At 69.3% G+C, this 24,528-nt stretch carries 25 protein-coding genes; 10 read left to right on the top strand and 15 right to left on the bottom strand.

What is annotated here, in order from left to right; genetic code table 11:
* The first annotated feature begins 2 nt into the window (after positions 1–2).
* The 6 genes from VV02_RS10475 to VV02_RS10450 are packed head-to-tail and all read left to right on the top strand — an operon-like array spanning position 3 to position 6,918.
* Positions 3–1,049: a PseG/SpsG family protein gene (locus VV02_RS10475; RefSeq protein ID WP_052591507.1), complete on the top strand. Its 1,047-nt coding sequence runs from the start codon at positions 3–5 to the stop codon at positions 1,047–1,049.
* Positions 1,046–3,187: a hypothetical protein gene (locus tag VV02_RS10470; RefSeq protein WP_052591506.1), complete on the top strand. Its 2,142-nt coding sequence runs from the start codon at positions 1,046–1,048 to the stop codon at positions 3,185–3,187. Before VV02_RS10475 ends, VV02_RS10470 begins: the two co-directional genes overlap by 4 nt.
* Before the next feature lie 43 nt (positions 3,188–3,230).
* Complete coding sequence (locus tag VV02_RS10465; RefSeq protein ID WP_052591505.1) at positions 3,231–4,742, top strand: aldo/keto reductase; 1,512 nt, start codon at positions 3,231–3,233, stop codon at positions 4,740–4,742.
* Positions 4,739–5,449: a TIGR03089 family protein gene (locus VV02_RS10460; RefSeq protein ID WP_052591503.1), complete on the top strand. Its 711-nt coding sequence runs from the start codon at positions 4,739–4,741 to the stop codon at positions 5,447–5,449. Before VV02_RS10465 ends, VV02_RS10460 begins: the two co-directional genes overlap by 4 nt.
* Before the next feature lie 43 nt (positions 5,450–5,492).
* Positions 5,493–6,278 (top strand): CoA transferase subunit A, encoded by a 786-nt coding sequence (locus VV02_RS10455; RefSeq protein ID WP_052591501.1) that lies wholly within the window; start codon positions 5,493–5,495, stop codon positions 6,276–6,278.
* Position 6,279: 1 nt separating this feature from the next.
* Positions 6,280–6,918 carry a CoA transferase subunit B gene (locus tag VV02_RS10450; protein WP_052591499.1) on the top strand — a complete coding sequence of 213 codons (639 nt, stop codon included), beginning with the start codon at positions 6,280–6,282 and terminating at the stop codon, positions 6,916–6,918.
* A gap of 31 nt (positions 6,919–6,949) precedes the next feature.
* On the opposite strand, the gene VV02_RS10445 is transcribed toward VV02_RS10450, so the two are convergent.
* The 3 genes from VV02_RS10445 to VV02_RS10435 form a co-directional block, all read right to left on the bottom strand.
* Complete coding sequence (locus tag VV02_RS10445; RefSeq protein ID WP_425412293.1) at positions 6,950–7,726, bottom strand: ABC transporter ATP-binding protein; 777 nt, start codon at positions 7,724–7,726, stop codon at positions 6,950–6,952.
* Between the two features lie 10 nt (positions 7,727–7,736).
* Positions 7,737–8,564, bottom strand: a complete 828-nt coding sequence (locus tag VV02_RS10440) for an ABC transporter permease (protein WP_052591498.1) — start codon at positions 8,562–8,564, stop codon at positions 7,737–7,739.
* Between the two features lie 70 nt (positions 8,565–8,634).
* Positions 8,635–9,687: a glycosyltransferase family 2 protein gene (locus tag VV02_RS10435; RefSeq protein ID WP_052591496.1), complete on the bottom strand. Its 1,053-nt coding sequence runs from the start codon at positions 9,685–9,687 to the stop codon at positions 8,635–8,637.
* Between the two features lie 170 nt (positions 9,688–9,857).
* On the opposite strand from VV02_RS10435, the gene VV02_RS27110 reads away from it, so the two are divergent.
* Positions 9,858–11,303, top strand: coding sequence for an LCP family protein (locus VV02_RS27110; RefSeq protein ID WP_245633044.1), 1,446 nt, complete (start codon positions 9,858–9,860; stop codon positions 11,301–11,303).
* Positions 11,304–11,362: 59 nt separating this feature from the next.
* Here VV02_RS27110 and VV02_RS10425 read toward each other — a convergent pair whose 3' ends face one another.
* Entirely contained in the window at positions 11,363–11,770 is a 408-nt protein-coding gene (locus tag VV02_RS10425) for a hypothetical protein (protein WP_157063359.1), read from the bottom strand.
* 974 nt (positions 11,771–12,744) lie between these two features.
* On the opposite strand from VV02_RS10425, the gene VV02_RS10420 reads away from it, so the two are divergent.
* On the top strand, positions 12,745–12,939 hold the full coding sequence (locus VV02_RS10420; RefSeq protein ID WP_052591493.1) for a GNAT family N-acetyltransferase: 195 nt from the start codon (positions 12,745–12,747) through the stop codon (positions 12,937–12,939).
* A 93-nt stretch (positions 12,940–13,032) separates the two neighbouring features.
* On the opposite strand, the gene VV02_RS10415 is transcribed toward VV02_RS10420, so the two are convergent.
* The 4 genes from VV02_RS10415 to VV02_RS10400 all read right to left on the bottom strand — a co-directional run bounded on the left by VV02_RS10415 (position 13,033) and on the right by VV02_RS10400 (position 16,870).
* A complete protein-coding gene (locus VV02_RS10415; protein WP_052591490.1) occupies positions 13,033–14,199 on the bottom strand; it encodes an acyl-CoA dehydrogenase family protein in 1,167 nt (388 codons plus the stop codon).
* A gap of 10 nt (positions 14,200–14,209) precedes the next feature.
* Complete coding sequence (locus tag VV02_RS10410; protein WP_157063358.1) at positions 14,210–14,677, bottom strand: hypothetical protein; 468 nt, start codon at positions 14,675–14,677, stop codon at positions 14,210–14,212.
* A 216-nt stretch (positions 14,678–14,893) separates the two neighbouring features.
* A complete protein-coding gene (locus tag VV02_RS10405) occupies positions 14,894–15,898 on the bottom strand; it encodes an LLM class F420-dependent oxidoreductase (RefSeq protein WP_052591487.1) in 1,005 nt (334 codons plus the stop codon).
* 36 nt (positions 15,899–15,934) lie between these two features.
* Positions 15,935–16,870 (bottom strand): DMT family transporter, encoded by a 936-nt coding sequence (locus tag VV02_RS10400; protein ID WP_169787672.1) that lies wholly within the window; start codon positions 16,868–16,870, stop codon positions 15,935–15,937.
* Positions 16,871–16,960: 90 nt separating this feature from the next.
* Between VV02_RS10400 and VV02_RS10395 the strand changes: the two genes are divergently transcribed.
* Positions 16,961–17,800, top strand: coding sequence for a LysR family transcriptional regulator (locus tag VV02_RS10395; protein ID WP_052591484.1), 840 nt, complete (start codon positions 16,961–16,963; stop codon positions 17,798–17,800).
* A gap of 1 nt (position 17,801) precedes the next feature.
* On the opposite strand, the gene purE is transcribed toward VV02_RS10395, so the two are convergent.
* The gene (gene purE, locus VV02_RS10390; RefSeq protein WP_157063357.1) at positions 17,802–18,341 is read right to left on the bottom strand and encodes a 5-(carboxyamino)imidazole ribonucleotide mutase; all 540 of its coding nucleotides are present in this window, start codon (positions 18,339–18,341) and stop codon (positions 17,802–17,804) included.
* Positions 18,338–19,534, bottom strand: coding sequence for a 5-(carboxyamino)imidazole ribonucleotide synthase (locus tag VV02_RS10385; RefSeq protein ID WP_245633043.1), 1,197 nt, complete (start codon positions 19,532–19,534; stop codon positions 18,338–18,340). Before VV02_RS10385 ends, purE begins: the two co-directional genes overlap by 4 nt.
* A 49-nt stretch (positions 19,535–19,583) precedes the next feature.
* Between VV02_RS10385 and VV02_RS10380 the strand changes: the two genes are divergently transcribed.
* Positions 19,584–20,078: a GtrA family protein gene (locus VV02_RS10380; protein WP_052591482.1), complete on the top strand. Its 495-nt coding sequence runs from the start codon at positions 19,584–19,586 to the stop codon at positions 20,076–20,078.
* Between the two features lie 11 nt (positions 20,079–20,089).
* On the opposite strand, the gene VV02_RS10375 is transcribed toward VV02_RS10380, so the two are convergent.
* The 5 genes from VV02_RS10375 to VV02_RS10355 all read right to left on the bottom strand — a co-directional run bounded on the left by VV02_RS10375 (position 20,090) and on the right by VV02_RS10355 (position 24,512).
* On the bottom strand, positions 20,090–21,106 hold the full coding sequence (locus tag VV02_RS10375; protein WP_052591480.1) for a sensor histidine kinase: 1,017 nt from the start codon (positions 21,104–21,106) through the stop codon (positions 20,090–20,092).
* Positions 21,107–21,784: a response regulator transcription factor gene (locus VV02_RS10370; RefSeq protein WP_052596815.1), complete on the bottom strand. Its 678-nt coding sequence runs from the start codon at positions 21,782–21,784 to the stop codon at positions 21,107–21,109. It lies immediately after the preceding gene.
* 72 nt (positions 21,785–21,856) lie between these two features.
* Positions 21,857–22,639 (bottom strand): enoyl-CoA hydratase-related protein, encoded by a 783-nt coding sequence (locus VV02_RS10365; protein ID WP_052591478.1) that lies wholly within the window; start codon positions 22,637–22,639, stop codon positions 21,857–21,859.
* Entirely contained in the window at positions 22,636–23,655 is a 1,020-nt protein-coding gene (locus VV02_RS10360; protein ID WP_052591476.1) for an adenylate/guanylate cyclase domain-containing protein, read from the bottom strand. Before VV02_RS10360 ends, VV02_RS10365 begins: the two co-directional genes overlap by 4 nt.
* The gene (locus tag VV02_RS10355) at positions 23,652–24,512 is read right to left on the bottom strand and encodes a biotin--[acetyl-CoA-carboxylase] ligase (protein ID WP_052591474.1); all 861 of its coding nucleotides are present in this window, start codon (positions 24,510–24,512) and stop codon (positions 23,652–23,654) included. Before VV02_RS10355 ends, VV02_RS10360 begins: the two co-directional genes overlap by 4 nt.
* Between the last annotated feature and the right edge of the window lie 16 nt (positions 24,513–24,528).

The raw sequence follows: 24,528 nt of genomic DNA, 5'->3' as shown, positions 1-24,528 counted from the left end.
GCATGGATGAACCTCCCCAGACGCGCGTGGTCCTGCGGTGCGACGCACACCCCACATTCGGTGTCGGTCACCTCATCCGCAGCCTGGCACTGGCCGAGGAGCTCCAGGCCCGCGGCGTCGCCGTCTCGCTCGTGGGCGACCTGGGCGGCATCACATGGGTCGAGCAGCTCGTCCGCGACCGCGGGATCCCCGTTCTCCCAGCGCAGGAGGACCCCGCACAGGTGGCCGAGCAGGTCACTGCGCTGGCGGCCGTGGCCGTCGTCCTCGACGGCTACCACCTGCCTTCTGAGACGGGAGCCGCCCTGCGCACTGCCGGGCTCGTGGTGCTCGCCATGGTCGACGCCGAGTTCGGCGCCGGCCAGGAGGCCGATCTGTACGTCGACCAGAACCTCCGCGCGACACCTCGCGCCGACCTGCCGCCAGGTGCCGCGGCGCTCGCCGGCCTGGACTACGCGCTGTTCCGCGACACCGTCCTCACCCGTCGCCGCGTCGAGCCCGTCCCGGCCCACGACCCGCCCCGCCTGCTCGCCGTGTTCGGCGGGACTGATCCTTACGCGGCCGCCGCGACCGTCGTACCCCTCGTGCTCGCAACTGAGGTGCCTGTCCAGGTGACGGTGATCGCGGCCCGCGAGGAGGTCCGTACGACGCTCGCCGGACTCTCCCCCGGCGCCGGCCAGTCGCTCGAGGTGCTCGACCCCGTCTCCGACCTGGCTGCACTGGCGGCCGAGAGCGACGTCGCGGTGAGCGCCTCCGGGTCTTCGGTGTGGGAGCTGCTGTGCCTAGGCGTGCCGACTGGCGTCGTGTGCGTCGTCGACAACCAACGTCAGGGCTACACCGCGACGGTCGGCGAGGGCGTCGTCGCGCCCGTCGGCGTGCTGGACGAGCTGCGCACCGACGATGCCGCTCGCGCCGCCGCTGTGGCGGAGCTGCGTTCCGTGCTGACCGACGGCGACCGGCGTGCAGATCTCGCGGCGCTCGGGCAGCGGCTCGTCGACGGCCAGGGCCGCACGCGCGTGGCCGATGCGTTGCTCGCTCGGCTGCCCCGGTGAGCCGACTTCGGGGCTGGCTGCCCGCGCTCGTCGCGGTCGCCGGGACAGTGATCGTCCTCGCGATCTACGGCGTATCCGTCTGGGACACCACACGATTCGCGCTCGCGTCCCTCTGGTCGGTCCTGCTCCCCGGCGTGCTCGTCCACCGCGCCCTGCGGTCCCGGCCGGCGCACCTGCTGGCCGAGGTGGCGCCGGCGTTCGCTGTCGGTGTGGCCGTACGACTTCTGGCCTGGGCCGCGTACGTCGCCCTCGGCCTGGGTGACTGGCTCGCGACCTATCCGCTCCTCGTGCTCGCGGTCTTCAGCGCGGTTCCGGGGCTGCGGCAGCGTCTGCACCTCAAGCCCTACGACGAGCGCCTGCCGGTCGGCCCCGCGTGGGGGTTGCTCGTGGCGTACAGCCTTGGCCTCGCCCGCGTCTGCGCCAACGTCTTCGAGAGCACTCCCCTGCCGAGGCGCACCGGCATGTGGCCGCCCGATCTCTACTGGCAGCTGTCGATCAACGCCGAGGCGACCCGCTCGGCGCCGCCGCAGGTCCCGCAGGCCAGCGGCGAGGTGCTGCGCTACCACTGGTTCTCCAGCGCTCACACGGCCGCGGACTCCCTCGTGTCCAAGGTCGACCTGATCACCGTGAGCGCCCGCCTCTGGTACCTCCCGGTGTACGCCGTCACGCTGGCCCTGGTCTATCTCCTCACCGTCCACCTCAGCCGGCGTCCCTGGGCCGGGGTGCTGGCCTGCGGGCTGCTGCTCGCACCGGCAGCACTCACGCCGATCCTGTCCGTCCCTGGTGTCGGCGTGGACGCCCTGTCTGCGGCCTCGCCGACGGAGGTACTCGGACACTCGATGATGCTGCTGTCGGCCTGGCTGCTCATCGACACGTTGCGCGGCCGGACGAGCGGTCGCGGCTGGCTGCTGCTGGTCCTGATGCTGGCGGCGTGCTCGGGCGCGAAGAGCTCCATCCTCCCGACGTTGGTCGGCGGCCTCGCCGTGGCGCTCGTCGCGACCTGGCGGACACCGGCCAGGCGTCCGACCGCGCTGGCGCTCGGCCTCGCCACCCTCGTCATGGCCGTGAGCATCCCGTGGTTCGCCGGTGGCGGAGGCGGGTCGGAGCTCGAGGTGGGAGGTACGGCCAGGCACCTGCCGGCGTACACCAGCGCGCATCTGTCGGGACCGGCCCTCGTCCTGCTGGGCGTGGCCGTGGCCGTACTCATGCTGGCGCAGCACGCCCACGCGATCGGCGCGCTCAGCCTGCCGCGCCGCGACCCGACGCTGTGGTTCATCGCGGGAGCGTTCACCGCCGGTTTCGCCGTGGTGCTGATCTTGGTGCACCCGTCCGGCTCTCAGGTCTACTTCCTCCGCGGGGTTGTGCCGCTGTGGGCCGTGCTCAGCGCCTGGGGCGCGGTGCACCTGCTCGAGCGCCGACCGCCCGGCGCGCGCGACGCCGCGCTGGCAGCCGCCGCGGGCCTGGCCGCGTGGGGTGGCGTACGACTCGTCGCGGGCCCGACCTCGAGCGCCCACACCGTTCTCCGGCTCTCCCTCGCCGTCTGCCTGATCGTGGTCGTCCTCGGCGCGCTCTGGGCGCTGCGACGCCCAGGCCTCGCGACCCTCGCCGTGATCGGAGTTCTGGCCGCCGCGGTCGTGCCGACCGGCGTACAGACCTCCAGCCACACCATCAGCGAGCTGCTGCGCGACGAGCCACGCCACCACCTCACGTCTGGTGAGGTCACAGTGACTGGCTGGCTGCGCGCCCATACGCCGCGAGACGACCTGGTCGCGACCAACGTGCACTGCCGCGGGATCGCGCCCACCCCTCACTGCGACACCCGCTCGTTCTGGGTGACCGGTCTCGGCGAGCGGGCGGCGTACGTCGAGGGCTGGGCCTACACCGACGAGGCCCGCGCGATGCACGGAAAGGACGGGCTGCCGTACGTCCGTCAGCCGTTCTACGACCCGGAGCGGTTGCGACGCAACGACGCCGCGTTCACGGCCCCGACCGCTGACGTCCTCAAGCGGATGTACGCCGACGGTGTCCGCTGGCTGGTCGCCGACACGCGGGCCGGCCCGGTCAGCCCACGGCTGCGCTCGCTGGCCCGGCTCAAGATCAGCGCGGGCGAAGCCGCGGTGTACGAGCTGCGCGGGTAGCCTGCCCAGGTCCGCCCATCCCCTCCCCGCGGAGGTCACTCCGGTGCCACGCACCCGCGTCGTGATCCAGTCACGACTCAACTCCTCACGCCTGCCCGGCAAGGCCCTGATGGCCGTCGCCGGTATGCCGCTCATCGAGCTGGTCGCCCGCCGCGCGTCACGCAGCGGCCACGAGGTGGTCGTGGCGACCAGCGACGAGCACTACGACACCCGCATCGCCGAGCACCTGGAGCACGTCGGGATCCGCGTCGTCCGCGGTGCGCTCGACGACGTCCTGGGCCGCTTCGTGCAGGCGACCGAAGATCTCGACCCGACCGACCGCGTCGTCCGCCTCACCGGCGACAACCCGGTCATGGACGCCGACGTCGTCGATGAGCTGCTCGCCGCGATGGACGAGTCAGGCCACGCGTACGGCCGCGTCGACATCGACGTCGTCCCCGAAGGCCTGGGCGCAGAAGGGTTCTGGGTCGGCGACCTGCGCCGCGCCTCGGAGTCCACCCAGGACCCCTACGACCGTGAGCACGTCACGCCGTGGCTGCGCCGCACGCTCGGTGAGCTGCTCTTCGCGCCGAAGGCCAACCCGGGCGAGCCGGCCCGCTACCGCTGCACCGTGGACAACCTCAGCGACTTCGACCGGGTGAGCCGGTTGTTCGCGCACGTCGAGGACCCGGTCGCTGTGCCGTGGACCGACTTCATGGACGCCCTCTCCGGCGACATCGCCGAGCAGGGTCCGACGGTGCGTACCCGCGACACCTCCGAGCTGCGCCAGAGCGCCTTCGTGGTCGGCGGTGCGCATCTCTCCGGTGACCACGCTCCGGACGCAGCCGAGGTCCGCACCCTGCTGGACACCGCGGTCGTTCGGGGCGTCACGCACGTCGAGGTGGGCCGGGCCGACGGACGCGCGGAGCGAGTCCTGCGCGCTGGCATCGAGCCGCAGCTGACCCGGCGGCTGGGCTACATCAGCCGCCTCCGCCCACTCGAGGCCGGTGAGGCGCTCGCGGTCGAGGCGAGCCTCGAACGCACCTTCGCCGAGCTCGGTCGCCGCAGCGTGGCCGCAGCCGTGCTGGCAGGCCCGGGAGACGCGGGCGACAAGGCGTGGGCGCGACTGCGCAAGTACCACGCGACGGGCGAGGTCGGACGCCTCGGCGTCTCGGTCTCCTCACTTGATGAAGTCCCAAAAGCGTTGGCACTGGGCGAGATCGGCTACCTCGAGATGCCGTTCAACGTGCTGCAGGCTCTCCCCGAAGAGACTGAGCGAGCCCTGCGATCGGCCAAGGTCGTCGTCGCGACCTACCGGACGTACGACGGGGGCGCGCTCCTCGCTGACCATCCGGCAGCCAAGGTGCTGGCGTCGCTGGCGGACGACCTGGGCCGCGACGGAGTCGACGACCTGTGCCTCGCGTACGTCCTCGGCCATGACGTGATCACCTCGGCCGTGATCGGCTGCCACAGCGACCAAGAGGTACGCCGCAACGCCGACCTGGCGGCGCGCGAGCCCCTCTCCCCCGCTGAGGTCCAGCAGGTGCACGATGCCCTCTCCAAGGTGCGTGCATGACCCCGTCCGGAGTGCTCCTCGCGATGCTGCGCCGGGACGCGACCCGACCTCGCGTCACCTACTACGACGACGCGCCCGGACCGACCCAGGGCGAACGCATCGAGCTGTCGGCCAAGGTGCTAGCCAACTGGGTCGCCAAGGCCGGCAACCTGCTGCAGGACGAGCTCGATGTCGAGCCCGGCGGCGTGGTCGTGCTGGACTTGCCGGCACACCACTGGCGCACGCTCTACTGGGCGCTGGCGGCCTGGTCGGTCGGGGCGACGGTCTCCGTCGTCGCAGACCCGGAGGCCGAGGTCGTCGTGACCACATCACCGTCTGCGTCCTCGTCGGCCGAGCAGGTGGTCGTCACCCTCGCCGCCCTTGCGCGACGCGCTGACCAGTCTGTCCCGGCTGGGGCGATCGATGAGGCGCACGAGCTCGCGACCTACGGCGACCAGCTCACCCCGCACGGCGAGCCCGCATCCACGGACGTCGCGCTGCGGTCGGCCACGGGTGAGACGTCGTACGCCGACCTCGTCGCCGTGGCGAGCGACGAGGCTGGGCGAAGGGCGTACGTCACGGGTGACCTCGAGCAGGTGCTCCGCGAGACCCTCGCGACCTGGGCCGACGACGGCTCGGTGGTGCTCGTGCGCGAGCCCGATCAGGCACGGCTCGATGCCCGTCTGACCACCGAAGGAGTGACCCGGACGGCCTCGCCGCCGGTGTGACCCGCGCCACGGGCCTCGGCTCGGCGCCGATACAGTCGCGCTCATGGACAAAGTCGTCTCAAGCGCCGAGCAGGCCATCGAGGGGATCCAGAACGGATCCTCCCTGGCTGTCGGTGGGTTCGGACTCTGTGGCATCCCCAGCGTGCTGATCCGCGCGATCCACGAGTCCGGTGCCACCGACCTGCAGGTCGTCTCCAACAACTGTGGCGTCGATGGCTGGGGTCTCGGAATCCTCTTGCAGGACAAGCGGATTGCCAAGATCACGGCGTCGTACGTCGGTGAGAACAAGGAGTTCGCGCGGCAGTATCTCGACGGCGAGCTCGAGGTGCATCTCACGCCGCAGGGCACCCTGGCCGAAAAGCTGCGTGCCGGTGGAGCAGGCATTCCGGCGTTCTTCACCGCGACGGGCGTCGGCACCCAGGTGGCCGAGGGCGGCATGCCGCTGCGCTACGGCAGCGACGGCTCAGTGACGAAGGCGTCCGAGCCCAAGGAGACCCGCACCCTCACCATGGGCGACCAGTCCCGTGAGTACGTCCTCGAAGAGGCCATCGTGACCGACTTCGGTCTGGTCCGTGCTTGGAAGGGCGACCGCCACGGCAACCTCGTCTTCCGCACGAGCACGCGCAACTTCAACCCGCTGTGCGCGATGTCGGGTCAGGTCAGCATCGCCGAGGTGGAGGAGCTGGTCGAGCCCGGCGAGCTCGACCCGGACGAGATCCATCTGCCTGGCATCTACGTGCAGCGCGTGCTCGCGTTGACGCCCGAGCAGGCCGCTGACAAGCGCATCGAGCGCGTGACCACCCGACCGGCACCCCAGCAGGAGGGCTGACATGGCTCTGACTCGTGAGCAGATGGCCACCCGCGCGGCGGCGGAGCTCGCCGACGGCGACTACGTCAATCTCGGCATCGGCCTGCCGACGCTGGTCCCCAACTACGTCGCTGACGACGTCGAGCTCGTGCTGCAGTCCGAGAACGGCATCCTCGGCGTCGGCGCGTATCCCGTTGCTGGCGAAGAAGATCCGGACCTGATCAACGCCGGCAAGGAGACCGTGACCCTGCGTCGTGGCGCGTCGATCTTCGACTCGGCAACGTCGTTCGGGATGATCCGCGGCGGCAAGGTCGACGCCGCGATCCTGGGCGCGATGCAGGTCTCGGCGGTCGGTGACATCGCCAACTGGATGATCCCCGGCAAGATGGTCAAGGGGATGGGCGGTGCGATGGACCTGGTGCACGGCGCCAAGAAGGTCATCGTGCTGATGGAGCACGTCGCCAAGGACGGCTCGCACAAGATCGTCAACGAGTGCTCCCTACCGTTCACCGGCAAGGGTGTGGTGCAGCGGATCATCACCGACCTGGCGGTCATCGACGTCACCCCGGACGGGCTGGTGCTGCGCGAGCTGGCACCCGGCGTGACCGAGGACGAGGTCCGTCAGAAGACCGAGCCCGAGCTCACGGTCGACCTGGCCTAGTCACCCGAGCGGGCGGCGCGGTCCGACTCAGTCACTCGCTCATGATGTCGACGTTGTACTGCTCGAGGATGTCATCCATGCTGCCGTCTGCGGCGAGCTCGCCGCCCTTGAGATAGAGGCCCCGGGTGCAGAACCGCTTGAGGTCGCCCTCGGAGTGTGAGACCAGGAACAGCGTGCGGCCCTGCTCGAGCAGGGCCTCCATCCGCTGGTAGCACTTCTCGCGGAAACCCTTGTCACCGACGGCGAGCACCTCGTCGACCAGGATGATCGGCTCGTCGAGACAGGTGATGACGGCAAAGCCGAGTCGCACCTGCATACCTGAGGAGAAGTGGCGGAACGGCTTGTCGACGCCGTCGCGGACCTGCGGACCGGCGAAGTCGATGATCTGGTCGAACCGCTCGTCGATCTGATCGTTGGACATGCCGTGCAGGCCGGCGGTGAGGTAGACGTTCTCGCGCGCGGACAGCTCGCCGATGAAGCCGCCGGTCAGCTCGATCAGCGGCGCCACGCCTTCGCGGACCTGCGCCTTGCCCTCATCAGGCAGCAGCGTGCCGGCGATCATCTTGAGCAGCGTCGACTTGCCGCCACCGTTGCCGCCGACCAGACCCACGGCCTCGCCGCGACCCACCTCGAACGAGATGTTGCGCAGCGCCCAGAAGGTCTCCTTGTCGTGGCTGGTGCCACCGCGGTAGACCATCTCGCGCAACGACAGCTTGCGCTTGCGGCCGCGCAGGAACTCGATCCCGAGGTTGTCCACCGTGATCACCGGCTGGCCGGGCTTGGTCCGCCACTCCACAGAGTCGCTCACGTCAGTCACGTCAGATCTCCTTCAGCACTGCCGGCTCCAGCTTGCGGAACACCCAGAGCCCGAACGCCAGCCACGCGAACGACACGATGGTCGCGGTGATCCAGGCCCAGCCCTCGACGCCGACCTTGCCGGACAGTCCGACCCGCCACATGTCCATGATCCCGACGAGTGGGTTCCAGATCATGATGTTGCGCGCCTCCGGCAGCTCCTTGTCGACCAGAGCCATGGAGTAGACGATCGGCGTGAAGTAGAACAGCATCCGCAGCACAATGCGCACAATGCGCACAAAGTCGTCGACGAGTGCCGTGACGGGCGCCATCACCAGCCCCATCCCGATGCACAGCACGAACTGCAGCAGGATTGCCGGGATGATGGCGAGGAGCTGCACATTAAGGCTCAGATTGCCTTTGCCAAGGTTGACGCCGGCGAGGACGAGCACCACAAAGAACGCCAGCACCGGCAGTGAGAGCAGGAACTCGATGCCCTTCGCGATCACGACCCGGATGACCCACATCTCGCGCGGGATGTTGGTCGAGCGCACGAGCAGGCGTTCGGCGTACAGCGCCCGAGCCGTCTCGTTGAGGGAGCTGTTGAACCAGTTCCACGGGAGCATTCCGGCGAGCAGATAGAGGATGAAGACGAGGTCGTTGTCGCCAGTCGAGCGGTGGAACAGGATCCCGAAGACGAAGAAGTAGACCAGCGCCATCGCGAGTGGGTCGATCAGGGTCCAGAGATAGCCCAGCCAGCTCCGTGCGTACCGCACTCGAAGGTCCCGACGGACCAGGGTGTCGAGCACCTTGCGCTGTGACCAGATGCTCGCCAGCCGCGTGCTGTCCATGCCGTCCTTGCCTGGTTGTCGATCGTGCTCATGCCCCCACCCCAGCGCCCACTCTCGCGGGCGCGCCGAGTCAGGCTACCGTCCCGTCGCTGGGAGTCTGCTGAACCTGGCCGAACGCCTGCTGTGAGTCCTGCAGACGGATGCGACTAGTCAGGAATCCCCAGCCCCAGGTCATGTGCATCGTGGCCAGTACGGCGGGCATTCGAGCCGCAACGCCGAGGCCCTCACCGCGCGAGATCAGCACGCCACCAACGGTGACGGCGGCGGCGTACGCCACGGGCACGACCCACAGCGGATGCCAGACGAACCCACCGACCGCGCCGAGCGCGACGGCGCCGAGCGCCACGGGTGGCGCGAGGTAGCGCGGGTTGATGGAGCCCTTGTGCTGCCGTGCGACGACCCGGCGCCAGCGGCCGTAGTCGCGGTACTGGCGAGCGAGAGCGCGGAAGGTGCCGCGCGGTCGGTACTCGACGCGCAGATCGGGCGTGAACCAGACCAGCCCGCCCGCCTGCCGGATGCGGTAGTTCATCTCCCAGTCCTGGGCGCGGCTGAAGCGGCTGTCGTAGCCGCCGATCTGCTCCAGCCAGTCGCGGCGGAAGACGCCGAGGTAGACGGTCTCCGCCTCGCCGGCCTCACCACCGAGCTTGAACCGTGCGCCGCCCACGCCGAGCCGCGACTTCATGGCCGCGGCCACGGTGCGCTCGAAGGGCGTGGTGCCGACGGCGTCCATGATCCCGCCGACGTTGGCGGCGCCGGTCTGGCGCAGCGCCTCCGCGGCCGTACGCAGGTAGCCCGGGGAGAGGATGCCGTGGCCGTCCGCACGGGCCACGATGTCGTACGACGCCTTGGCCAGGGCCGCGTTGAGGGCGTCAGGGGTCCGACCGGTGGGGTTGTCCACCACGTGGACACGTGAGTCGTTCGCAGCGATCGCATCGGCGATCTCCTGCGTGCGGTCGGTGCTCGGCCCGACGGCGAGGATGACCTCGACCGGTCCTGGCGCGTCCTGGGCGAGGATCGACTCGACCGCGGTCTTGAGATAACGCTCCTCGTTGAGGATCGGCATCACCACCGAGATCCCTGTTGCTGCGGCGTCTGTCGCGCGGTCGGCTGTCTCGTCAGTCATGGCTGCACGAGGTTACAGGGCCGTTGGCGGCGCTCGGGACGGTGCACCACCCACCGCTCACCGACTGGTCTCGACGCGATGGGTGCGTACCACACATACCGGTACGGCGTCCCGGAAATGACGGCGTTGCGCCCCACTGCACCCTCATGAGGGGCCGTTACCCTGACGCCGTGCCTCACGAAGACAAGTCGGACCCTCGTCGGCCGCGTCCTGCGGCTCCACGACCAGGCCCGGAGGAGACCGAAGCGTTCACGGTTGACACCCGCCGCGGCGCTGAGCGAGCGACCCCGCGGCCGCGTCGTCGCGGGCCTGAGCAACCTGGAGCCCAACCGATTCCCGTACGCCACGACCAGCGACCGCAGTACGACGACGACCTCGACGGCGGCGCCACTCAGGCCGCACCCGTGCGACGCCCGACCGGCGCACGTCCCGCCAGCGGCGCGCGCGCAGCCGCCTCAGCCCCTCGCCCGTCTGCGGCGGCCACGGGCCAGGACCCGGCGTACGCCGATCACACTCAGCGGCTGCCCGTCGGCGCACCACGTCCAACCCAGACCCGGCCCCAGGGACCGGGCGGTTCGGGTGGTGGACCAGGAGGACCCGAGGGGCCGGGCGGTCCCGGCGGGCCCATGGGCACCCCGGCCCCGATCTCGCGTCCGCGGCGCAAGCGGCGTTGGACCAAGTGGGTCGGCGCATTCCTGATCATCCTGCTGCTGTGGATCGCCGCGATCGCCTGGGCGGGCAAGACCGTCTGGGACAAGGTGACCAAGGTGGACGCGATCCCGACGTCGGGTGAGCGTCCCGGTGAGGGCAAGGGCACCAACATCGTGCTCGTCGGCTCCGACAGCCGCGAGGGTCTGAGCGCGGCCCAGAAGCACGACCTCGGCACCGGCTCGGCGGCGGGACGGCGTACGGACTCGATCATGCTGCTGCACATGCCCGACAGCGGTTCTCCGACGCTGGTCAGCCTGCCGCGCGACAGCTATGTGAAGATCCCGGGCCACCGCAAGAACAAGATCAACGCCTCCTTCTCCGTCGGCGGGCCGCAGCTGCTCGTCCAGACCGTCGAGGGTGCGACCAACCTGCACGTCGATGGCTACATGGAGATCGGCTTCGGCGGGTTCGCGTCGGTGGTCGACTCGGTCGGCGGCGTACGGATGTGCCTGCCCAAGGCGATGAAGGACGAGAAGGCGCACATCAACCTGCCGGCCGGCTGCCAGAACCTCGACGGCAAGAACGCGCTCGGTTACGTCCGGGCCCGCTACTCCGACCCGCTGGGTGACCTCGGTCGCGCCAAGCGGCAGCGGGAGTTCCTCGGTGCGCTGATGAAGAAGATGGCCTCGCCCAGCAACATCATCAACCCGTTCAAGCTCAAGAAGATGGGCGCCTCGGGTGCGCAAGGTGTTGCGGTCGACAAGGACATGTCGCCGTGGGAGGCGTTCAAGGTCATGCGGGCCCTGAAGTCGCTCTCCGGTGGCAAGGGTCAGTCGATCCAGGTGCCGGTGGCGGATACGAACTACTCGACGCCGGCCGGGTCCGCAGTGCTGTGGGACGACAAGGGCGCAGCCGCCCTGTTCGACGCGCTCAACCAGGACCAGTCCCCCAACGTCAAGCCCTAGCAACCGGTTTCGCTGCCACCCGTACCAACGGCGGCAATTCTCCGCAGAAGGTTCGAGCGTCATGACGCTCGAACCTTCTGCAGTTCCGCCCTCTCCGCTGCGGCAACCAAGGCCCTCTCGACCTGGTCCATGAAGGCGCGCTGATCCATGCGCCAGCCCAACACGGGAATTCGTAGCGTCAGCAGTCCGTCCAGACGGACATTGTTGTCTCGCAACGCATCCTCGACTGCGCCGAGCCCCCATCCGTGATGTGCGCCGTCGATCTCCACCGCGACTCCGAGGTCCTCCCAGGCGACGTCGAGATAGATCCGGCCCTTCGGCCCTCGGCGTAGCACCTGCCGGGACGGTGTCGGCAGGCCGCGCGCGCGGCAAGCCGCTGCGAAGTCCAGCTCACTCAGCGACTCGGCACCGTTGCATACGTCTCGGATCACGGCGTCCAGCAAGGCTCGACGCCGACTGCGCGTCACGTGCCGCCATGCTTCGGCAAGTCGGGCCGCGGAGACGAGGCGCTGCTGAACCCGACATCGCCATGATCGTCGCGGCTTCGCGATCCGTCCTTGCCCACTGCGCGGCACGGACCACGGCGATCTCCCGGCGCGTCGTCGGGATGCTCGCTCCATGCGGCAACTCCAGGTCCGTGACGGCATGGATCCGCACTCCCGTCACGCGCCGCGCATGGCTGCCGCGTGGCACCGAGACGTGCACGACCGGTTCATCCCAGTGCTTTAGCCCCGCAGCCAGCAAGGCGGTCGCACCATCAAGTCGCGCGCGTTCCCCGCTCTCCCACACCGCTCGCCACCACCGTGCGGCCGGCTCAAGGTCGGGCAGTACAGCTACCGTCCGCGTGCCCAGCAGTCGCCATCGCCCCGCGGCGACCTCCCGCTTCACCTCGTGGCGTGAGAGGCCGAGACCGCGAAGCTGCGCTCGCGACAACACGCCGCCTTGGGCGTCTGCGAGCTCCGCGACGAGTTCCGCCCGTTCGTACCGTCCATGGCAACCAGCCTCTCAACGTCCGTGACTGGGTCACAGTCGACGAACGCGACCTGTGGACGGAAAGGGCACCGATTGTGGGATGCGGAGACTCGCAGACCCGCGCGGTCCCGATGGCACCCGAACCCGCCGCCGTTCCTGGGCTTACCCGTTGCCTTATTCACTAGGGCACCGAGTTCTAGCCTCGCCTCATGGAGATCCGACGGTTCAGAGCCATAGAACGAGATGCAGTCCTTGAACTCGCTCCGCGGCTGACGTCTGGCGTTGCTTCGTGGCGTGACCATCGCGGCGTCCAAGCGGCAGTGATTTCGTGGGTATCCGAGAGCATCGCGCGTGCGGATGACCCAGGACATGCGCTGTACGTAGCGGCGGATCAGAGCGGCGTTCTCGGTTTCGTCTCGTTGGGCACACGAACGCACTGGTCCGGCGAGGTTGATGCCTAGGCGAGCTCGTGGTCGCCGAGCACGCGACTCGACTGGGAGTCGGTTCCGCACTCATACGCGCAGCCGAGCAGTGGGCTCGCGCCCGCGGACATCAACGAATCCAGCTCGAGACCGGTGCCGCGAACCAGGGCGCGCGCACGTTCTACGCGGCGCTCGGATATGAGCAGGAAGAGGTCCGGATCAGCAAACCGCTCGCCAGCTGAACGGCAACTGCAGAAGGTTCGAGCGCTATGACGCTCGAACCTTCTGCGTTGTCCCGCACGAGTGAACTCTCCCCGGCAGAAGGGCGCCCTGGGTCAGCGCTTGAGGAGCTGGCGGGCCATCACCATGCGCTGGATCTGGTTGGTGCCTTCGTAGATCTGGGTGATCTTGGCGTCGCGCATCATCCGCTCGACGGGGTGGTCCTTGACGTAACCGGCACCCCCGAGCAGCTGTACGGCGTCGGTCGTGACCTCCATCGCGACGTCACTGGCGAAGCACTTGGCCGCCGCACCGAAGAACGGCAGGTCGGCGTCCCCACGCTCGGACTTGGCAGCCGCGACGTAGACCATCTGCCGCGCGGCCTCGAGCTTCATGGCCATGTCGCCGAGCATGAACTGCAGACCCTGGAACTCAGCAATGGCCTTGCCGAACTGCTTGCGCTCCTTGACGTAGCCGAGCGCATAGTCCAGCGCACCCTGCGCGATGCCGACGGCCTGGGCTCCGATCGTGACGCGGGTGTGGTCGAGGGTGCGCAGCGCGATCTTGAGACCCTCACCCTCCTGGCCGATGATGCGGTCGGCCGGGATGCGGCAGCTGTCGAAGTGCAGCTCGCGGGTCGGGCTGCCCTTGATGCCGAGCTTGCGCTCCGGCTCACCGAACCCGAAGCCCTCGTCGTCCTTCTCGACGACGAACGCCGAGATGTTGCGGCCGCGCTCGCCGTCCGGATCAGTGACCGCGAGGACCGTGTAGAACTGCGAGACGCCCGCGTTGGTGATCCAGGACTTCTGGCCGTTGAGGACGTAGAAGTCGCCGTCCTTCTTGGCCTTGCACTTCATCGACGCGGTGTCCGAGCCGGCCTCGCGCTCGGACAGGCCGTACGAGAACATCGCCTCTCCCTTGGCCACCGGCGGGAGGTACTTGGCCTTGACCTCGTCGGAGGCGCCGAGGATGACCGGCATCGAGCCGAGCTTGTTCACCGCCGGGATCAACGAGGACGACGCGCACGCGCGCGCAACCTCCTCGATGACGATGCAGGTCGCGAGCGCGTCCGCGCCGACGCCGTCGTACTCCTCGGCGATGTGCGGGGCGTGGAAGTCGGAGGCCACGAGCGCGTCGAGTGCCGCCTGTGGGAACTCGCTCTTCTCGTCCACCTCGGCCGCATGCGGCGCGATCTTGTCGTCCGCAACAGCTCGGACGGCCTCGCGGAGGGCCTCGTGGTCCTCGGAGATCTTGAAGAGGTCGAAGTCAGTGTTCCCAGTCACGGGGGGCACTCTACTTCGGCGCGCCGGCACCACCTGAAGCTGTCTCGTGAGCGGCCTCGGCGACCTGCGGCAGCGTGGTGGCGTCGAATCGCTTCGCATCGATCGTCACGGAGGCGCCCAGACCCGGCCGGATCAGCCAGAGCACCTGGTCCTTGGCCAGCCACGCGGTCCCACCGCCGACCGTCGTCTGCTCGTAGACAGCCTCCTCCGCCGGACGCTCCTGCCACGGCACCACCCAGTCGTGAAACGCCTCCGGCGTGGTGAACCGGTCGGATCGCACGACCGTGACACTCAGATCGACGGCCGAACCCTCGGGCACGGTCGACTCCCAGACACCTGTGGAGATCTGCGCGTCGTCGTCCTCCGAGTCGAACACGCTCAGCGCGCCGAGACCGGCGGGCAGCTGCGAGAGCGCGACGCCGCCCACCTCCGCAGGCGGGGTGGCGGCCGGGCTCGTCGGGCTGGGGGTGGTCGTCATGGGTACTTCGACTCCTTGGGCGGTGGACGGCGCGAGCGTGCCTGCGGCGGCGAGAACGGCAGACGCGACAACGAGAACGGGACGGATCATGGCAGGGCTCCTGAGCGAGAGATCGACTGATGCGTTGATCCTCGGCCGAGGGGCCAGACCGCACGATGCCCGAGGCCACCCCTGTGGAGGGCGCCGCAAGCACAGCGGGGATGTGGACAGAGGCGGCTAGCCCAGCTCGGGCAGGACCTGACTCTCGAACAGCTCGATGCCGGAAGTGTCGTACGCCGCCTCTGCGAAGTTGGTGATCGCGTAGGTCATGCCGCTCGCCTCCAGCCCGCGCAGAGTCTCGACAATCTGCTCGGGTGTGCCGACGAGAGGCCCCCGCGAGAAGTTGGCGCGCTGCTCGGCCGCCTTCTCCGCGGTCAGGCCGGCCTCGCGGTAGTGCTCCTCGAGCCAGTCGAGCCGATCTTGCACTTCCTGAGCGTTCTCGCCGATGAACACGTTGTAGTTGGCCGACCGCACGATCGAGCCGAAGTCGCGACCGACGTCCTTGCAGTGCTGCTCGAGGATCGCCGACTTCGCGACGAACCCCTCGGGTGAGCCATCGAAGTTGGTGTAGTCGGCGTACTCCGCCGCGATGCGCAGCGTCTTCTTCTCGCCACCGCCCGCGACCCACATCGGGATCCGGTTCTCCGGCGAGGTGGTCTGCAGCGGCTGAGGCTGGCAGATCGCGCCGTCCAGCTGGTAGTGCTTGCCGTCCAGCGTCGCGGATCCCGTCGTCCACATCTGCCGGAAGACATCGACACCCTCACGGAGCATCTCCAGCCGCACGCCCGCCCGCGGGAAGCCGTAGCCGTACGCCCGCCACTCGTGCTCGTACCAGCCCGCTCCGATGCCCATCTCGACCCGTCCACCGGAGATGATGTCGATCGTGGCGGCGACCTTGGCGAGGTAGCCCGGGTTGCGATAGGCCATGCAGGTGCACATCTGCCCGAGGCGGATCCGCGACGTCGACGCGGCGAACGCCGCCATCAGGCTCCACGCCTCGTGCGTCGCCTGCTCGGTGGGGACCGGTGTGGTGTGGAAGTGGTCGAAGACCCAGATGGACTCCCACCGCTCGTCGGCGTCGAACCGCTGGGCGAGGTCGTTCATCACCTGCCACTGCCGAGCCGGCTCGATGCCGACCAGATCCATCTTCCAACCCTGCGGAACAAAGACTCCGAAACGCACACCGACCTCCTACGTGGACGACAACCATGCAGGACGTTAGTACGACGCCGCCCGGGCCGAGCGGCCCGGCACCTCCCCTGCCTCCAGGTCGTACGCCGGTCGCGCGGCCGGCTTGCGCGACGTCGCCTCCCGGCCGACCAGGCAGGCGACGGCTCCGATCACCAGACCGATCCCGACTCCGATGTCCGGCCGAGTGCCCAGCAGCACCCATGTCAGCAACGCGGCGCCCGAGGGGATGACCGCGAACAACATCGAGACCTGTGCGGCACCGGCCTGCTTGACCGCCGCGAGGAAGAGCGTCATGCCGAGCACGGAGCTGAAGACCACCATGGCGAGCAACGACAGGACCGCCTGGCGGACGTCGTACACCTCCATGGGCGCGGTCAGGGAGAACACCACGGCGAACGGCACCGACGCCGTGACACCGATCGCGCTGACCGGGACCGCATCGGCGCCCTTCAGCCGACGCTGCTGATGAACGCTGCCGAGCGAGATGCCGAGCAGCGCCACGACAGGCAGCAGCACCGCGAGGTCGATCCCGCCCACGTCGGCCACTCGACCGGCGAACGCCACCACGACGGCCACGACCGCGAGGACGAGAGCCACCACCTTGCGCCGCGAGATCGGCTCACCGAGCAGAAGCGCGGCCAGCATCGCGGTCGACAGCGGGTTCATCGCGACGACGAGCGCCACGAGCACCGGCGAGACACCCAGCCGCAGCGCCTCGTAGCAGCCGATGAACTGCACGGCCTGGGTCAGCAGCCCCACGACGACCGCGTCCCGGAGCTGCCGCCCACGCGGCCACCGTGCATGGGTGACCTTCGCGATCAGCGCGAGGATCAGACCGGACAGCGCGAACCGCAGCACGAGAAGTGGACCCGGTGACATCGCCTCGACGCCCAGCGCCGCGATCGGGTAGCCCAGTGCATAGAGGAAGGCGACCGACACGGCCATCTGGGGTTTCAGCTTCATGTCACCCAGCGTGCGACCAACCGGCCGCCATGTCCAACAATGATCAGTGATCATTATCAATCGCGATCGCTACTCAGATAGCCTGTAGACGTGAGCCAGACACTCGACATCGCTCCGCTCAGGTCCCTGGTTGCGATCGCCGCTGCAGGTGGCTTCCACCGGGCTGCCGTCACTCTGCACCTCACCCAGTCGGCGGTGAGCCAGCACGTACGCCGCCTCGAGCAGGCGACCGGCGCACCCCTCGTGGAGCGGGTCGGCCGACGTACCCGCTTCACCCCGGACGGCGAACGACTCCTCGGCGAGGCGCGCAAGATCCTGGCCGCGCACGACGCGGCGATCGCGCAGTTCGAGCAGACCAGGTCCGACGTGCTCGTCATCGGTGCGGCTCAGCACGCAGCCGAGATCATGCTCCCTGAGATGGCCTCCGCGGTGCGAGAAAGCCTGCCGCACAAGGAGATTCGCTTCCGCCTCGACCGGACGTACGCCGTGCTCGACATGCTCGACGCCCGTGCGATCGACGTCGCGGTCGTCACAGAGCTGGGCGCAGCACCTGCTCAGGAGCGCAGCAAGCTCACGCTGCGGTGGTACGCCGCCAGCACCTGGATGCCACCCCTGGGCTCCGTTCCGCTGGTGGTCTTCAATGCGCCGTGCACTCTGCGTCAGCCATCCTTCGACACGCTCTCCGGCGGTGACCTGCGGTGGCACATCGTGGCCGAGACTGGCGACCTCGCAGGGGGCCACGCTGCCGCACGAGCCGGCATGGGCGTACTCCTCCTGCCCACGCTCGGTGCTCCGCCCGAGGGGCTGCGCGAGGTCGAGTCCCTGCCGACTCCCCCGCCTGTGCACATGGCCGTGCACACCAACCCGCACACGACCAAGACCGTCTCCGAGGCCGTACGCCGAGGTGTCCGGCGGGCGATGCGCGGCTGAGTCAGTCTTCGGCCGGGTTCGCGACCTGCTGGCGCAGCGCCTCACCCTTGGCGTAGGCCTGCTCCTTGAGCGTCGTCTGGAACTGCGTCATCCGTTCGCGCAGACGCGCCGCCTCGTCGCCGCTACCCGCCGCGAGGATCCGCAGCGCGAGCAGCCCGGCGTTGCGGGCACCACCGATCGACACGGTCGCGACGGGAACCCCAGCCGGCATCTGCACGATCGACATCAGGGAGTCCATGCCGTCGAGGTACTTCAGCGGCACCGGCACCCCGATCACCGGAAGCGGCGTCACCGACGCGAGCATGCCGGGCAGGTGGGCCGCTCCCCCGGCGCCGGCGATGATGACGCGCAGTCCGCGTTCGGCCGCTCGCGCGCCGTAGTCGACCATCTCGTGCGGCATCCGGTGCGCTGAGACGACGTCGGCCTCGAAGGCCACGCCGAACTCGCGCAGGACGTCTGCGGCCTGCTTCATCACGGGCCAGTCGCTGTCACTGCCCATCACGAGCCCGACGGGCCCAACAGCCTTGGCATCCAGCATCATTCAGTGATCACTCCCTGCAGGTAGTCGGCCGCGTGCTGCGCGCGACCGCGCAGGTCGGCGAGATCGTCACCACTGACGTTGACGTGTCCGATCTTGCGACCGGGGCGCACGCCCTTGCCGTAGAGGTGCACCTTGAGACCCGGGTCGCGCGCGAGGATGTGTCGGTAGGTCGCATAGAGCTCGGGGTAGTCGCCGCCGAGCACGTTGCCCATCACGGTCCACGGCGCTCGGGCGCGTACGTCACCCAGCGGCAGGTCCAGCACGGCACGCAGGTGCTGCTCGAACTGGCTGGTCACCGAACCGTCGATCGTCCAGTGACCGCTGTTGTGCGGACGCATCGCGAGCTCATTGACCACGTACGTCGGCTGGCCCTCACCGGGGATCTCGAAAAGCTCCACGGCCATGACGCCCGTGACGTCGAGCTCGCCGACGATGCGCAGCGCGGCCTCGGTGACCTGGACCGCGAGCTCTTCGGACAGCTCCGGGGCCGGCGCCAGCACCTCGGTGCAGATGCCGTCGGTCTGCACGGTCTCGACGACCGGCCACACCGCCGCCTGGCCGGAGGGACTGCGGGCGACGAGCACCGCGAGCTCGCGGCTGAAGCCGACCGCCTCCTCGGCGAGGAGACCGCCCGACTCGACCGCACGGTCGAGCCAGTCCGCCGCTTCGGCAGCAGTGCCGACGACGCGGACACCCTTGCCGTCATAGCCACCGCGTGGCGTCTTCACCACGACCGGCCAGCCGTGCTCGTCGCCGAACGCCTGCAGCCCGGCGAGGTCGGTGACCTGCGCCCACGCGGGGCACGGGATGCCGATCTCGGTCAGGCGACGACGCATCGCGAGCTTGTCCTGGGCGTACACCAGCGCCGCGGGCGAGGGGTGCAGGACGACGCCGTCGGCCTCGAGGGCGCTCAGCACCTCGGCTGGTACGTGCTCGTGGTCGAACGTGACGACATCGCACTCCCGGGCGAAAGCCCGGACGGCCTCGACGTCGGTGTGCTGCCCGACCGGCGCGTGTGGGACCACGAGCGCGGCGGACGCGTCGTCGGACTCGGCGAGAACCGCCAGGGTGAGGCCGAGGTTGACGGCGGGCGGCTGCATCATCCGGGCGAGCTGGCCGCCGCCGATGACACCCACCACGGGGAAGCCGCCAGGGGCCCGGCGCACGGGGGCTGAGGTGGTCGGTTCGATCACGTCGCACACCCTACGTGGACGGCGCCGGGACCACGTCTACAGTCATGGGGTGCCATTCATCGACCGGCTCCGGGGTGCCGTTGACGTCCTCTGGCGTGAGATGGCCAAGTTCGGGATCGTCGGCGCCGTCTGCTTCGTGATCGACATGGGCGGATTCAACGTCCTGGTCAACGGTGCGCTCGAGCACAAGGTCACCACCGCCAAGATCGTCAGCGGTGCGATCGCCACGCTCGTGGCCTGGGTCGGCAACCGCTACTGGACGTTCCGGCACCGCCGTAACCGGCCTGTGACCCACGAGGTGCTGCTGTTCTTCGTCGTCAACGGCATCGCTTTGGCCATCGCGGCCGGCTGGCTGGCCTTCGCGCACTACACGCTCAACATGGACGGCAAGCTCGCCAACAACGTCAACGCGTTCATCGGCATCGGCCTGGGCACGCTCTTCAGGTTCTGGACCTACCGCCAGTTCGTCTTCGCCAACGAGCCGCTCAGCGACCATGACGCAGTGGGCACTGAGACCAACCACAACGCCGGCAGCCGGTCCTAGTCCCGACCGCCTCAGGCCGAGCCTGAGCCCGGCGCCTCCGACAGGAACAGCGCGAACTGCGGTGGGTGGATGCCGAGCAGCTCGAGGCGGCCACCGTTGGACTGAGCCAGGTCGCGGGCCAGAGCCAGACCGAGGCCGGTGCCTCCGGTCGTGACACGCCGCTCGAAGATCCGCGCGGCGATGCTCGGGTCGATGCCCCGGCCCTCGTCGGTCACCTCGAGCACGACAGAAGGACCGCTGCGCCGCGCATTGACCTCGACCCGGCCGTCACCATGCTTGAGCGAGTTCTCCAGGAGGGTCGAGATGATCTGGGCGAGGTGGTCAGGATTGGCGAGCACCCGCAGGTCGCGCTGCCCGGACACCTTCACGCTGCGACGAGCCTGCTGAAAGGCCGGGAGCCACTCCAGCTGCAACGAGGCCAGCACGGAGTCCAGTGACACCTCTGGCACCTCCTCGGCCGGCGTCGCGCGCGAGCGTCGCAACAGGTCATCGACCACGCGGGTGAGCCGCTCGACCTGGTCGATGCAGATGTGGGCTTCCTCGCGCATCGTGACGGGGTCATCGGACAGCGAGATCTCTTCGAGCCGAATCAGCAGCGCTGTCAACGGTGTTCGGAGCTGGTGGCTCGCATCAGAGGCGAAGTCGCGCTCGTTGGCGAGCTGACGGGCGACGTCGGTGGCGCGCCGCTGGAGCACCTCCGCGACCTTGTCGATCTCGGCGATCTCGGTCTTCAACGCCTGGAACTGCGGACGCCGCGCACCCAGGTCCGCGGCGCGCTCGGCGAGCTCGGTCATGGGACTGGCCACCAGGTCGGCGTTGCGCCGGGCCATGACCGTCGCGACAACCAGAGCGATGGCACTCATCAGGACGAGCAGCCCCACGAGGCGCCAGACGGCCGTGTCGACGGAGCTGCCGTTGAGCGCGAGACCACGCCACAGCACGATCACCAGGACCGGCAGCGTGATGATCAGGACCGCGACGACGACCGTGAGAAGGGTCGCCCGGACCAGCCGAGACCGAAGCCCCACTCAGTCGCCTGCCCCAGGCTCGAACCGGAAGCCCACACCACGCACCGTGGTGATGAATCGGGGCGAGGAGGCGTCGTCGCCGAGCTTGCGACGCAGCACGGACACGTGCATGTCGAGCGTCTTGGTCGACCCGAACCACGCGGTCTCCCAGATCTCGCGCATCAGCTGCTCACGAGAGACGACCTTGCCCTGCTCGCGCACCAGCACCCGAAGCAGGTCGAACTCCTTGGCCGTCAGCTGCAGCTCGTCGTCGCCGAAGAACGCGCGGCGTGCGTCAGCGTCGATCCGCACGAGCGGTGCGACGGTCGCCGCATCGGTCGGACTGCGCCGCAGCAGGGCCCGCACGCGGGCCAGCAGCTCAGCGAGCCGGAACGGCTTGGTGACGTAGTCGTCGGCGCCGGCATCGAGCCCGACCACCGTGTCGACCTCGTCAGCCCGAGCGGTGAGGATCAGCACCGGGACCGTGCGGCCGGCGGCCCGCAGCCGACGGCAGACCTCCAGCCCATCGATCTTGGGCAGTCCGAGGTCGAGCACCACGACGTCGGGGTTCTCCTTCGCCCCGGCCAGCGCGGCCTCGCCGTTCTCGCGTACATCGACCTCGTAACCCTCGCGTCGCAGCGCGCGCGCCAAGGGCTCGGAGATGGTCGGGTCGTCCTCCGCCAGCAGCACCCGAGCCATGGGCGTGATCGTAGGGGCCTCAGACATCACTCTTCACCGCTTCCTCAACTCCTGCACACCGTACGTTCGCCGTCACGGCCATTGCGGAGCTCGTTTCTCGGCGAAGGCTCGCACACCTTCGGCCCGGTCCGCAGAAAAAGCTGTAGCCCTCCAGCACGCGTCCTCCACCTCGAGCCCGGTCGCCAGGTCAACATCCAGTCCCAGCCGCATCGCCTTCTTGGCGTTGCGCAGGCCGACCGGCGAGTTGGCCGCCACCGCTTCGGCCAGAGCCAGAGCGGCGGCGTGTGCTTCACCCGCCGGAACAACCTGATCGACGACACCGTCGCGGTGGGCCTCGTCCGCCGACAGCCGTCGGGCGGAGAAGATCATCCGCGCGGCGCGCGACCAGCCGACTCTACGGGTCAGTAGCTGGGTACCGCCGCCACCTGGGATGACTCCGACCGAAACTTCGGGCAGACCGACCACGGCCGAGTCGCCGCACACGACGATGTCACAGGACAGCGCGATCTCCAGACCGCCACCGAGCGCATAGCCCTCGACCGCGGCCACCGCGGGCACCGGGAGAGCCAGGACACCGCCGTACGCCGCCCGCGTGACGGGCCGTTGAGCCATCAGCTCAGCGTCGCTGAACCCGTTGCGTTCCTTGAGGTCGGCGCCTACACAGAACGCCTTGGCCTGGCTGCTGGAGACCACGACGCAGCGCACGCTCTCATCAGCGGCGAGCTCGGCAGCGCGGGCGGCGAGCTGGCGAGCCATCTCGGTGGAGATGGCGTTGAGGGAGTCCGGGCGGTCGAGCACCAGCTCGGCCACGTGGTTGCCGTGACGTTCGATGCGCACCAGGGTGTCGGTGGTCATGCGTCTCCTTGGTCGGAGTCTCGCTTGTGCTGCAGGGCCCACGGGCGCAGCTCGCCCAGCCCGGGCAGGTCGATCTTGTCCAGTGCGGCCGTGCGGACGTGCGGTCGGTCCTGCACCGCGGTGGCCACCTGGGCGTCGGCGAGCACGGTACCTGGCCGAGCGACCGAAGTGAGGCGAGCGGCGCGGTTGACCGTGTTGCCGTAGATGTCCCCCAGCCGGGCGAGGACCCGGCCGGTCGCCATGCCCACCCGCATCCGCGGCACCAGATCGTCGGCCGCAGCCGCGTCCAGCAGGTCGAAGGCGATGTCGACGGCGCCCTCGATCTCCTGGTGGGTGAAGAGCACCTCGTCGCCGACGGTCTTGACCAGCGCGCCGCCATGGGCGGAGACCACGTCGGAGGCCAGCGCCTCGAACCTCAGCACGAGCTGCGCCAGCTCGCGCTCGCTGAGCTGGCGGACCAGCTGGGTGAAGCTCACCAGATCCGCGAAGCCGACCGTGCGGATCACGCCGACCTGGCTCTCCGGCTCGGAGTCGGCCACCATCCGTGAGATCGCGAGGGTCATGTTGCGGCGCCAGGCGTAGACCAGCAGCGGCTCGAGCCGGTCGGCCAGCTCGGCGGTGACCTGCGCCGTCTGCAACGCGGTGTGCCGGTCCAGGCCGATGCCGTCATCACCGCTGACGAAGTCGGCGATCAGCTGGGTCTGCCACATGGCGAGGCGGTCGGTGCTTCGACCGAAGGCCCGGGCCATCGACAATGCGGTCGCCCGGTCCACCTCCTGGTCGCTGACAAGGTTCATCACACCGCGCAGTGCGACGACGTCGGCCTCGGAGAAGAGCACGTCCTCATCGCGTGGGCTGGCGAACCCCAGCGCCCGCCACAGCCGCTGCATGTCCTCGCCCGACACCCCTGCGATCCGCCCGACGTCGGTGCGTCGCAGGGTGCGGGGGTGACCCATGATCTGGGCCTCGATGTCATCGACATAGCGCGCACTCTCGCGCTGCTCGGGCTCGGTCACGGGGCCGCGCTCCTGGGCCCGGCCGCGCCGGCAGCTCGCACATGGACCACGTCACCGACGGCGTGCGGCACCAACCCGTCGTCGCCCTCGACGACCAGCCGCCCGGTCGCGTCGATGTCGCGAGCCAGGCCCCGGCGTACGGATCCGTCGGGCAGGTGGACGTCGACCTGCTGACCGAGGGTGACGCAGTGCTCGACGTAGGGCGCCCGCAGGGCTCCGAGGTCGGGCTCACCCTCCCAGGTGCGCTGGAGCCGGACGAGGCCGTCGAGGATGTCAGCGATGAGCTGCTCGCGGTCGAGCGGCTCGGCGCCGCTCAACGTCAGTGAGGTCGCGGTCTGCACCGGCAGCTCGGGCTCGGTGAGGTCGACGTTCAGTCCGATACCGACGACCACCAGAGGCGCTGTGCCGGCCGCTGTCGCCGTCTGGCAGAGGATGCCCGCGACCTTGCGCCACTCGTCGTCGGAGCCCGCCCGGCGCGCGAGGACGTCGTTGGGCCACTTCAACCCGATGTCGACACCCGTACGACCCACGAGAGCCGTGCGTACGGTCGCGCCGACCAGAAGGGGCACCCAGCCCCAGACCTCGGGCGAGGCGGGCAGCGGAAGGCTGACGGAGAGCGCGATCGAGGAGCGGGGCGGCGCCTGCCAGGTCCGGGCCATCCGTCCACGGCCCTGCTGCTGGTGGTCGGCCGTCACCACCCGCCAGGGACGGGCGTCATCGACCAGCTCGGCGTTGGTCGAGCCCACGGTCTCGTGCACCACGACATCGGCCCACGGCGCACCCTCGAGAAGCACGGTCAGGCGGTCTCGATCGAGGGGGAGGCGCGTGCTCCCTGAGACGTCCTCAATCTGGCTCACACGGCCAAGGCTATTG

The organism is Luteipulveratus mongoliensis, assembly GCF_001190945.1.
Classification (GTDB): Bacteria; Actinomycetota; Actinomycetes; order Actinomycetales; family Dermatophilaceae; genus Luteipulveratus; species Luteipulveratus mongoliensis.
This window is presented reverse-complemented; position numbering and strand designations above follow the sequence as displayed.

Bases quoted from the DNA above. Each gene is read 5' to 3' on its own strand.
- VV02_RS10475 (WP_052591507.1), top strand. From the start codon at position 3: ATGGATGAACCTCCCCAGACGCGCGTGGTCCTGCGGTGCGACGCACAC.
- VV02_RS10460 (WP_052591503.1), top strand. From the start codon at position 4,739: ATGACCCCGTCCGGAGTGCTCCTCGCGATGCTGCGCCGGGACGCGACC.
- VV02_RS10455 (WP_052591501.1), top strand. From the start codon at position 5,493: ATGGACAAAGTCGTCTCAAGCGCCGAGCAGGCCATCGAGGGGATCCAG.
- VV02_RS10450 (WP_052591499.1), top strand. From the start codon at position 6,280: ATGGCTCTGACTCGTGAGCAGATGGCCACCCGCGCGGCGGCGGAGCTC.
- VV02_RS10440 (WP_052591498.1), bottom strand. From the start codon at position 8,564: ATGGACAGCACGCGGCTGGCGAGCATCTGGTCACAGCGCAAGGTGCTC.
- VV02_RS10435 (WP_052591496.1), bottom strand. From the start codon at position 9,687: ATGACTGACGAGACAGCCGACCGCGCGACAGACGCCGCAGCAACAGGG.
- VV02_RS10410 (WP_157063358.1), bottom strand. From the start codon at position 14,677: ATGACGACCACCCCCAGCCCGACGAGCCCGGCCGCCACCCCGCCTGCG.
- VV02_RS10400 (WP_169787672.1), bottom strand. From the start codon at position 16,870: ATGAAGCTGAAACCCCAGATGGCCGTGTCGGTCGCCTTCCTCTATGCA.
- purE (WP_157063357.1), bottom strand. From the start codon at position 18,341: ATGATGCTGGATGCCAAGGCTGTTGGGCCCGTCGGGCTCGTGATGGGC.
- VV02_RS10370 (WP_052596815.1), bottom strand. From the start codon at position 21,784: ATGGCTCGGGTGCTGCTGGCGGAGGACGACCCGACCATCTCCGAGCCC.
- VV02_RS10365 (WP_052591478.1), bottom strand. From the start codon at position 22,639: ATGACCACCGACACCCTGGTGCGCATCGAACGTCACGGCAACCACGTG.